We start from the raw sequence: 10,017 nt of genomic DNA, 5'->3' as shown, positions 1-10,017 counted from the left end.
GAATAGCTCAGTTGGTAGAGCACGACCTTGCCAAGGTCGGGGTCGCGAGTTCGAGTCTCGTTTCCCGCTCCAATTTTCAGATAGTCAGGTATATACCGTTGTGATGCGGGAATAGCTCAGTTGGTAGAGCACGACCTTGCCAAGGTCGGGGTCGCGAGTTCGAGTCTCGTTTCCCGCTCCAATCTTTTTCTTCTCTTCAGTCCCCCCGAACATTATTTTCTGAATAAAATCCTTTGCGTGATTTCTGTTACCGGTTCTGCCGGGAAAACTGCTGTGCGGTGCAAATAATCATCAGTCACAGTTATCCGCAGCACAAAACCGTCCACACTGAACTTTTGCTGATAATTTAATCTGTTAGATGCTTTTTTTTCGTAAATACGGGGAAAAGTCTTGCTAATCCCGGCGTGGTGAAATAGAATTTGCGCCCTCTCTGACGAAGGGCAGATGAACGATCACCAGCGGTGATTATTCAGACAGTGAAAGATTACCACCGGCACTTTCTGCACTATCTTTATGTCAGTTTCTGCTTTTCATCACCTTTCATGGGGTGATTAAGTCAAACAGGGGCAATTTTTTTGTCCGGATGTCATTTTTTATCCACAGCGCTGCGGGGTATGTTATTCACATCCCGGGGGTTCTGACACACTTTTCTGCACAGAGTTATCCACAGGCCGGTTTTGTCGGCTGAATCACAGAATTCCGCAAAATACTGAACGACAGTATATTTAATATATTGATATTTATATGTTAGTTTAATTTATGTGAATTGTGTGACGGCTCTCTTGTATTTTTTCTTCACATTGATAGGCAAGGTCTTTTTATATTATTCACAACACTGAATATTGTGGATAACTTAACGGGATTATGAGGCGGGATCAGGCGTCGCGCGGCAAACCTTTGGAAATGGCGCGGATAAGACGTTTTTGCTGTGAAGTCTGTATTTCGATACGTGATTCATCTCTTTTGGCATACTGACGGGCAACTGCCCAGCGGATATGCTCATCAAGCCAGTCTGCCAGTCCGGTTTTTTCTGTCAGTGCAATAATAATTTTATCTTCATACGGTGCATTGCCGAGAGCGACACTGATATTTCTCAGCCAGCGCAGATATCCGATGCGCCGGATAGCCGAGCCCTCTGTCACCCGCAGGAAGGTGGCTTCATCCCAGGCGAATAAATCCAGCAGTTCCGGCGTGTGCAGGCGCTTGCGCGGCGAGAAATCCGCCTCGTCTGTCAGTTGTGAAAAACGGTTCCACGGGCAGATAAGCTGGCAGTCATCACAGCCGTAAATGCGGTTTCCCATCAGAGGGCGGAATTCTTCGGGGATAGCGCCCTCCAGCTCAATAGTGAGGTAGGAGATACAGCGGCGTGCATCGACAGTATAAGGCGCGACAATCGCCTGAGTCGGGCAGGTGGTCATGCAGGCGACACAGCGGCCGCACTGTTCTTCCGCAGGCGTATCAACCGGCAGCGGCAGGTTGATCAGCAGCTCGCCGAGGAAAAACCAGGAGCCTGCTTCACGGTTTAAAATAAGTGAATGCTTACCAACCCAACCAAGACCCGCTTTGGCTGCCAGCGGGCGTTCCAGTACCGGTGCTGAGTCAACAAACGGGCGGTAGCTGAGGGTGTTTTCCAGAGCCAGTTCATCACACTCAGCCTGAATCCGCTCTCCCAGCTGCTTCAGGCGCTGGCGCAGAAGCTTGTGATAATCACGCCCCAGCGCATAACGGCTGATATAACCCTGCTCCGGGTTTTGCAGGACAGCAGCAAAGGACGCTTTGGCCGGAAGGTAGTTCATCCGCACACTGATCACCCGCAGCGTGCCCGGCAGCAGTTCATGAGGGCGTGCGCGCATCATGCCGTGGCGTGCCATCCAGTCCATCTCTCCCTGATAGCCTGCATCCAGCCACGCCTGTAACTTCGGCTCTTCCGCGCTGAGATCTGTATCGCAGATACCGACCTGCTGAAAGCCGAGTTCGCGTCCCCATTGTTTTATCCGGGCGGCAAGCTGGTGTAAACCAGGGTGAGTGCTCATTAGTGAGTGTTTACTTACATTGCAGGTGTGATGGTGAATGGTGCGGAGTTTATCACAGACCGTCCGGCACAAAAACTGCGCATTATTGTCGTTTTTTCGCACGCCGTTATGCAGGTATATCACCGGAATGTGGTATGTTTAACGGATTACACGCTCAATTATTTCAATAAAATAACCTGTGACGACAACGAGAATGAAAGAACGTCTGTTTACGCTGGCAGATGAAGCTGCCACTGTCGCGCTCGGCCGTGCATTGGCACAGCAGAGTCAGCGCGGATTTGTCCTGCATCTTTTCGGCGATCTGGGGGCCGGAAAAACCACCTTCAGCCGCGGCTTTCTTCAGGCGCTGGGGCATCCCGGCCATGTGAAAAGCCCGACTTACACCCTGGTCGAGCCCTATGAGCTCTCACCACGTCCGGTCTATCATTTTGACCTGTACCGCCTGGCGGATCCGGAAGAACTGGAATTTATGGGGATCCGCGATTACTTCGGGGAAAACACCGTCTGTCTGGTTGAATGGCCGCAAAAAGGGGCCGGTTTTCTGCCGGATGCAGATTTGGAATTGCACTTACGGTATGATGGTGAAGGACGGGAAGCCCGTTTTACCGCCCGTTCCCCTTATGGTGAAGAACTCCTGGATAAGTTAGCGGAGATGTGAGGAATTACCGATAATGAATGCATATCTGACACGGAAATCTGATGTGGCTGCCGTTTCATGGCTGACGGCGCTGTTTTTCTGCGTGAGCCTGCTGTTCAGTGCAGCCGGGCACGCCGCGTCCCTGACGGGCATCAATGTGAACAACAACGGTTCTCAGGGCACATTACAGCTCAGTTTTGACGGCAAACCGCAATATAAACTGTTTCCGTTGCATGACCCGGAGCGTCTGGTGATCGACATCCGTCAGCCGCAGAAAATTACCGGTCTGCCGATCAATCTGAATAACGGGCTGATTAAAGTGGTCAGAGAGAGCCGTGCGCCGGATGCTCAGCATCAGCGTATCGTGCTGGAACTGGCGGATAAAAACAGTTTCCGCGATGCTGCGGATAACAGCGGCCTGACCATCACGCTGACCGGCAAAAACAGTTATAGCGCAGCCCCGGTGGCTGCCGCACAACCGGTCACCACCACAAGCGGCAAACCGCTGCGCATGAACAGCGGCAGTGCTGCTCCGGCGGCAGCGGCTCCGGCAGCAACCACTCCGGCCGCTGCACCGGAACAGGCAAAAATTCCGGTGGTACCGACAGGTAAACTGCCGAAAAACAGCCGTCAGGTCGTGGTGGCAATTGATGCCGGACACGGCGGGAAAGATCCGGGCGCTATCGGCCAGAACGGCCTGAAAGAGAAAAACGTCACTATCAGTATCGCCCGCAAGCTGGAAAAGCGTTTGAAAGATGACCCGATGTTCAAACCGGTACTGACCCGTGACGGCGATTATTTTATCTCGGTGGCCGGACGCTCCGAAGTGGCGCGTAAATTCGGCTCCAACATGCTGGTGTCCATCCACGCAGATTCCGCACCAAACCGCACCGCGACCGGTTCGTCAGTCTGGGTGCTCTCCAACCGGCGGGCAAATAACGAATTAGGTAACTGGCTGGAACAGAGCGAGAAACAATCCGAACTGCTCGGCGGTGCCGGTGATGCACTGGCAAACGGCGCGGATCCGTATCTCAGCCAGGCGGTACTGGATTTGCAGTTCGGTAACTCCCAGCGTGTCGGTTATGCCGTGGCGCAGGACGTGATCCGTCAGCTGCGCCAGATAGGTAAAGTCCACAAAGGCACGCCGGAGCATGCGAGCCTCGGGGTGCTGCGTTCACCGGATATTCCGTCCATTCTGGTGGAAACCGGCTTTATCAGTAACAGCACTGAAGAACAGCTGTTAGGATCTGACACTTACCAGGAGCAGGTCGCTGCCGCGATCCACGGCGGGTTACGCGCATACTTTACCGCGAACCCGTTACAGGCAGCGCCGTCCAAATAACAGGAGAACGGGGGCAATTATGGCGATCCGGATTTTACCGCCGCAGCTGGCAAACCAGATAGCCGCAGGCGAAGTGGTTGAGCGCCCGGCATCGGTGGTGAAAGAACTGGTGGAAAACAGCCTGGACGCCGGTGCCACCCGTATCGATATTGATATTGAGCGCGGCGGCGAAAAGCTTATCCGCATCCGTGACAACGGCTGCGGTATTGCCAAAGACGAGCTGGCGCTGGCGCTGGCCCGTCACGCCACCAGTAAAATCGCCACACTCGATGATCTCGAAGCCATCATGAGCATGGGGTTCCGGGGTGAGGCGCTCGCCAGTATCAGCTCCGTATCACGCCTGACCTTTACCTCCCGCACCCGTGACCAGAACGAAGCCTGGCAGGCATATGCCGAAGGGCGCGAAATGGCGGTGACGCTGAAACCGGCGGCACATCCGGCGGGCAGTACGGTGGAAGTGCTGGATCTCTTTTTCAATACTCCGGCGCGGCGCAAATTCCTGCGTACTGAAAAAACCGAATTCGGCCACATTGATGAAGTGGTGCGGCGTATCGCGCTGTCCCGTTTTGATGTGGCCATTAATCTCACCCACAACGGTAAACTGATGCGCCAGTACCGCCCGGTTAAAGCGGAAGATCAGCAGGAGCGACGTCTCGGGGCTATCTGTGGTACCGCGTTTATGCAGCAGGCACTGGCGGTAACCTGGTCTCACGAAGAGCTGGAGATCCGCGGCTGGGTGGCTTCACCGGCAGAATACAACGGCCCGGCGGATTTACAGTATTGCTATGTTAACGGACGGATGATGCGCGACCGCCTGATCAACCACGCCATCCGCCAGGCCTATGAAGACCGGCTGAGCGGCGATCAGCAGCCTGCCTATGTCCTTTACCTGACCATTGATCCGCGTCAGGTGGATGTGAATGTTCATCCGGCCAAGCACGAAGTGCGTTTTCATCAGGCGCGGCTGGTGCATGACTTTATTTATCAGGCGGTGCTCAGTGTGCTGAAACAGCATGAGCAGCCTGTCTCTTTGTATGAGCCGGATCCGTCAGCGCCGCAGACACAGCATGTGCCGGAAAACCGCGCGGCAGCCGGTAAAAATATCTTTGAGCGTGAGGACGTACTCACACCGCCGCCACGCCGGGAAACCACCGGGGGCGGCGCGTCTCACAGCGGCCACAGCAGCGGAAAACCGGCATATTCTGCGGATAAACCCGTTTACAGCCCGAAAGAAGCCGGAATATATCAGTCACTGATGCAGACACCGGCAGAAACCCGGCCGCAGCTGTTTCCGGAAAAAAGCACTTTTCTGTCAGAAAACCGGATCAGCGCCGCAAGTGAGCCAGTGACGGAAAAAAGTGAGCGTGTAAGTTTTGGTAAAATCCTTACGCTTTATCCGCCGTGTTATGCGTTAATTGAGACAGATGCAGGTATTGCGCTGTTTTCCCTCAGCAAAGCATCACATTATCTGCGTTGTCAGCAACTGATCCCGGGAGAGCAGGGACTGAAATCCCAGCCGCTGATGATCCCGCTTCAGATGGCATTAAACGCACAGGAGTGTGAGACATTTACGCAGTTTGCCGGGGTATTGCGTACTTTCGGTATAGAAGGCTCAGTTTCCCGTGGAAAAGCGACGATTCGTACGGTATCGTTACCGCTTCGTCAGCAAAATTTACCGCATCTTATCCCTGAATTACTGCGTTTCCTGGCTGATAACCCGGAGGCGGATGAGAAAGCCATTGCGTCGCGGCTGGCAGAGATGCTGGTCAGTGAACCGGCGGCTCAGAGCAAAGCCCAGGCAGTGCAGCTGCTGGCCGATGTGGAGCGGCTGTGCCCGCAACTGGTGCGCAGACCGCCGGCAGATTTATTGCAATTAATTGATTTAACTGAGGTCGTTGCAGCATTACGTCATGAGTGAACAGAATCATCATAAACCCGCAGCCCTGTTTCTGATGGGGCCGACGGCTTCAGGAAAAACCGCGCTGGCGATTGAACTTCGTCAGCACCTGCCGGTGGAAATCATCAGTGTGGATTCCGCACTGATTTATAAGGGGATGGATATCGGGACCGCAAAACCCGATGCTGCCGAACTGGCACTTGCCCCGCACCGGCTGATTGATATTCTCGACCCGTCAGTGGCCTATTCCGCCGCCGATTTCCGCCGTGATGCGCTGGCGGCAATGCATGAGATAACCGCGCAGGGAAAAATTCCGCTGCTGGTCGGCGGAACCATGATGTATTTCAAAGCATTGCTGGAAGGATTATCGCCGCTGCCGTCCGCTGACCCGGAAATCCGGGCACAGATTGAGACGCGGGCGGCACAGGAAGGCTGGCAGGTTCTTCATGATGAACTGAGCCGGATTGACCCGGTCGCCGGGGCGCGGATCCACCCGAATGATCCGCAGCGGCTCAGCCGGGCACTGGAGGTATACTATATCTCCGGCAAAACAATGACAGAACTGACGGAAACTGCAGGGGAGAATTTGCCCTTTAATGCTTATCAGTTTGCCATTGCACCGGCAGATCGTAAAATATTGCATCAGCGAATTGAAATGCGTTTTCAGATGATGCTGAAAGCCGGTTTTGAGGACGAAGTCCGTGCGCTGTATCAGCGCGGGGATCTTCATCCGGATTTGCCGTCGATCCGTTGTGTCGGCTACCGCCAGATGTGGTCATATCTGGCCGGAGAAATCAGTTATGATGACATGGTGTATCGGGGCATTTGCGCCACCCGTCAGCTTGCCAAGCGGCAGATGACGTGGTTGCGGGGTTGGGAAGGTGTTCAGTGGCTCGACAGTGAACAGCCTGAACAATCTCTTAAAGCCGTTATGCAGGTTCTTCGTGCATAGCGCCGTTGATTGTGTACAATTAACGGGTTACGAAAGTTTTTGAGTAGTTATTTTTCGAACCCAGCTTGGGTTTCATTTAAAAAACAACAAAATAAGGAAAATACAGAATGGCTAAGGGGCAATCTTTGCAAGATCCGTTCCTGAACGCATTACGTCGCGAAAGGGTTCCGGTTTCTATTTATCTGGTCAACGGTATTAAATTACAGGGTCAGATCGAATCATTCGACCAGTTTGTTATTCTGCTGAAAAACACGGTCAGCCAAATGGTTTACAAACACGCGATCTCTACCGTCGTACCTTCCCGTCCGGTTTCTCACCACAGCGGTGGCGCAAACCCGGGGACCGGCGGCAGCAATTACCACCAGTCAGCCGGTAACGGTGGTGCGCAACAGGATACTGATGGCGCTGAATAAGTCAGTGTGCAGTTATCAATCGCGGAAAAACATAGGTAGGGAGACTTTACCTGTGTTTTTTCCTGCGTGTTTTTCACTCAGCCTGAGAGGTTCTGCCGTTGTTTGACAGGTATGAAGGCGGTGAACGGGCCGTACTGGTCCACATATTTTTCTCACAGGATAAGAACACTGATGATCTCAGTGAATTTGAATCCCTTGTGACATCCGCGGGAGTGACACCTGTTCAGATAGTCACCGGCAGCCGCAGCGCCCCGCACCCGAAATATTTTGCGGGTGAAGGTAAAGCGGAAGAGATTGCCGATGCTGTCACCGAAAGTGAAGCCGATGTGGTGCTCTTTAACCATGCCTTAAGTCCGGCGCAGGAACGCAACCTCGAGCGTTTATGCCAGTGCAGGGTGGTTGACAGAACCGGGGTTATCCTCGATATCTTCGCCCAGCGGGCACGGACACATGAAGGTAAATTACAGGTGGAACTGGCGCAGTTACGCCATCTTTCCACGCGTCTGGTCCGCGGCTGGACGCACCTTGAACGTCAGAAAGGCGGGATTGGTCTGCGGGGGCCGGGTGAGACTCAGCTTGAGTCCGACCGCCGGATGCTGCGGGATAAAATCAAACAGATTTCAGGGCGTCTCGAAAAAGTGGAACGCCAGCGCGGACAAGGCCGTCAGGCGCGCAGTAAAGCGGATATTCCGACGGTGTCTCTGGTCGGTTACACCAACGCCGGGAAATCCAGTCTGTTTAATCACATAACTGATGCGAAAGTCTATGCTGCGGATCAGTTATTTGCGACACTCGATCCGACCCTGCGGCGGATTGATGTCGATGATGTCGGCACGGTGGTGCTGGCGGATACGGTCGGGTTTATCCGTCATCTGCCGCATGATCTGGTGGCGGCATTTAAAGCCACGCTGCAGGAAACCCGCGAAGCGACACTGCTGCTTCATGTGGTCGATGCGGCGGATAACCGTGTGGATGAAAATATTCATGCGGTTAATGCAGTTCTGGAAGAGATTGATGCACATGAAATTCCGGTTCTGATAGTGATGAATAAAATCGATATGCTGGACGATTTCGAACCGCGTATCGACAGAAATGAGGATAACCTGCCGGTCAGGGTCTGGCTTTCAGCACAGACCGGAGCAGGGATCCCGTTGTTGTTCCGGGCACTGACGGAACGCCTTTCCGGTGAGATCGCACACCTGGAATTGTGTCTGCCTCCGTCGGAGGGTCGTCTGCGCAGCCGTTTTTATCAGCTTCAGGCGATTGAACGCGAGTGGCTTGATGATGACGGCCGGATTTGCCTTGAAATCAGGCTGCCCATTGTTGACTGGCGCCGCCTCTGCAAGCAGGAACAACAGTTAGCCGATTACGTTATCTGATTATCAGCGGCGTAATATATTAATTGAGAGCGCGTTTTTGTGCTCTTAGCCCTGAAAAACCGATCATAAAAGAGTGGAGCGAAGGCATGGCGTGGAATCAGCCCGGTAATAACGGACAGGACCGCGACCCGTGGGGGAGCAGCAATAAAGGCGGCAACTCCGACGGTAACAAAGGCGGCCGGAACCGTGGGGCATCTGATCTCGACGATCTGTTCCGGAAAATGAGCAGAAAACTCGGTGGTCTGGGTGGCGGTAAAGGCGGAAACAATAACGGGCAGTCCGGCGGGAACAATCGTCCTCCGGTACAGTTCGCGGGCGGACGTATTATCAGTCTCGCTATTGCCGCCGTTGTTGTTGTCTGGGCCGCAACCGGCTTCTATACGATTAAAGAAACGGAGCGCGGCGTGGTTACGCGTTTCGGTAAATTCAGTCATGTGGTTCAGCCGGGTCTGAACTGGAGACCGACCTTTATTGATCGCGTTACTGCGGTCGATGTGGCGACCGTCCAGGATCTTGCCACCAACGGTATGATGCTGACCGCTGACGAGAACGTGGTCCGCGTTAACATGAACGTGCAGTTCCAGGTAGTGAACCCGGAAGATTACCTCTTCAGCGTCACTAACCCGAACAACAGTCTGCGTCAGGCGATGGACAGCGCGGTGCGCGGGGTTATCGGTAAGTTCACCATGGAGAAAATCCTGACGGCGAACCGTACCGTGGTCCGTAACGAAACCCAGAAAGTCCTCGAAGAGACAATCAAGCCTTATAAAATGGGGATAGCGATTGTCGACGTCAACTTCCAGGAAGCGCGTCCGCCGGCTGAAGTTCAGGCTTCATTCGATGACGTGATTGCCGCGCGTGAAAACGAACAGCAATCCATCCGTGAAGCGGAAGCTTACTCGAACGAAGTTCTGCCGCTGGCAAAAGGTAATGCGCAAAGTATGATCGAAAGCGCACAGGCGTATAAAGCCAGTATCGTGCTGAAAGCGCGCGGTGAAGTGGCAAGCTTCTCGAAAATGCTGCCGGAATACCGTGCGGCACCGGATATCACCCGTGAACGTCTGTACATTGAGACAATGGAACGTGTGCTGAGCAATACCCGTAAAGTGATTGCCAATGATAAAAGCAACAGCATGATGGTGCTGCCGCTGGATCAGATTATGCGTGAGCAGAGAGCCGCCTCTCAGGCTGCACCGGCGAAAGCCGCTGCCACACCATCATCCGCACCGGCAACACAGGCACCGGCAGGCCGTCAGGCACAAAACAGCAGCCAGAATCCGAATGTACCCGCTGAATACAACAACACGTATGATCTCAGCAGTTCGGGTATCCGTGGCAACACTGAACGCACAGGGAGACAATAA

Annotated in this window: 8 protein-coding genes and 1 tRNA gene; 8 read left to right on the top strand and 1 reads right to left on the bottom strand. The window is 53.8% G+C overall.

The features are described from left to right. The first annotated feature begins 105 nt into the window (after nucleotides 1–105). A tRNA-Gly gene (locus GN208_RS16170) sits at nucleotides 106–181 on the top strand. A gap of 694 nt (nucleotides 182–875) precedes the next feature. Here GN208_RS16170 and queG read toward each other — a convergent pair. After that, on the bottom strand, nucleotides 876–2,033 hold the full coding sequence (queG, locus tag GN208_RS16165) for a tRNA epoxyqueuosine(34) reductase QueG (RefSeq protein WP_004234470.1): 1,158 nt from the start codon (nucleotides 2,031–2,033) through the stop codon (nucleotides 876–878). A gap of 193 nt (nucleotides 2,034–2,226) precedes the next feature. Between queG and tsaE the strand changes: the two genes are divergently transcribed. The 7 genes from tsaE (at nucleotide 2,227) to hflK (ending at nucleotide 10,017) form a co-directional block, all read left to right on the top strand. Continuing rightward, the gene (gene tsaE / locus GN208_RS16160; RefSeq protein ID WP_004234473.1) at nucleotides 2,227–2,691 is read left to right on the top strand and encodes a tRNA (adenosine(37)-N6)-threonylcarbamoyltransferase complex ATPase subunit type 1 TsaE; all 465 of its coding nucleotides are present in this window, start codon (nucleotides 2,227–2,229) and stop codon (nucleotides 2,689–2,691) included. Between the two features lie 13 nt (nucleotides 2,692–2,704). Further along, on the top strand, nucleotides 2,705–4,012 hold the full coding sequence (locus tag GN208_RS16155; protein ID WP_004234475.1) for an N-acetylmuramoyl-L-alanine amidase: 1,308 nt from the start codon (nucleotides 2,705–2,707) through the stop codon (nucleotides 4,010–4,012). 19 nt (nucleotides 4,013–4,031) lie between these two features. Further along, nucleotides 4,032–5,930, top strand: coding sequence for a DNA mismatch repair endonuclease MutL (gene mutL / locus GN208_RS16150; protein WP_004234476.1), 1,899 nt, complete (start codon nucleotides 4,032–4,034; stop codon nucleotides 5,928–5,930). Continuing rightward, nucleotides 5,923–6,861 (top strand): tRNA (adenosine(37)-N6)-dimethylallyltransferase MiaA, encoded by a 939-nt coding sequence (miaA, locus tag GN208_RS16145; RefSeq protein ID WP_004234478.1) that lies wholly within the window; start codon nucleotides 5,923–5,925, stop codon nucleotides 6,859–6,861. The genes mutL and miaA overlap by 8 nt, the downstream gene beginning before the upstream one ends. A gap of 107 nt (nucleotides 6,862–6,968) precedes the next feature. After that, a complete protein-coding gene (hfq, locus tag GN208_RS16140) occupies nucleotides 6,969–7,274 on the top strand; it encodes an RNA chaperone Hfq (protein ID WP_004241361.1) in 306 nt (101 codons plus the stop codon). 98 nt (nucleotides 7,275–7,372) lie between these two features. Further along, nucleotides 7,373–8,653 carry a ribosome rescue GTPase HflX gene (gene hflX / locus GN208_RS16135; RefSeq protein WP_004234480.1) on the top strand — a complete coding sequence of 427 codons (1,281 nt, stop codon included), beginning with the start codon at nucleotides 7,373–7,375 and terminating at the stop codon, nucleotides 8,651–8,653. A gap of 86 nt (nucleotides 8,654–8,739) precedes the next feature. Continuing rightward, a complete protein-coding gene (gene hflK, locus GN208_RS16130; protein ID WP_004234483.1) occupies nucleotides 8,740–10,017 on the top strand; it encodes an FtsH protease activity modulator HflK in 1,278 nt (425 codons plus the stop codon).

Origin of the sequence: Morganella sp. HSTU-ASny43 (assembly GCF_022819185.1) — a bacterium.
Classification (GTDB): Bacteria; Pseudomonadota; Gammaproteobacteria; order Enterobacterales; family Enterobacteriaceae; genus Morganella; species Morganella morganii.
The sequence above is the reverse complement of the archived record's forward strand: the minus strand, read 5'-3'. Positions and strand labels throughout refer to the sequence as shown.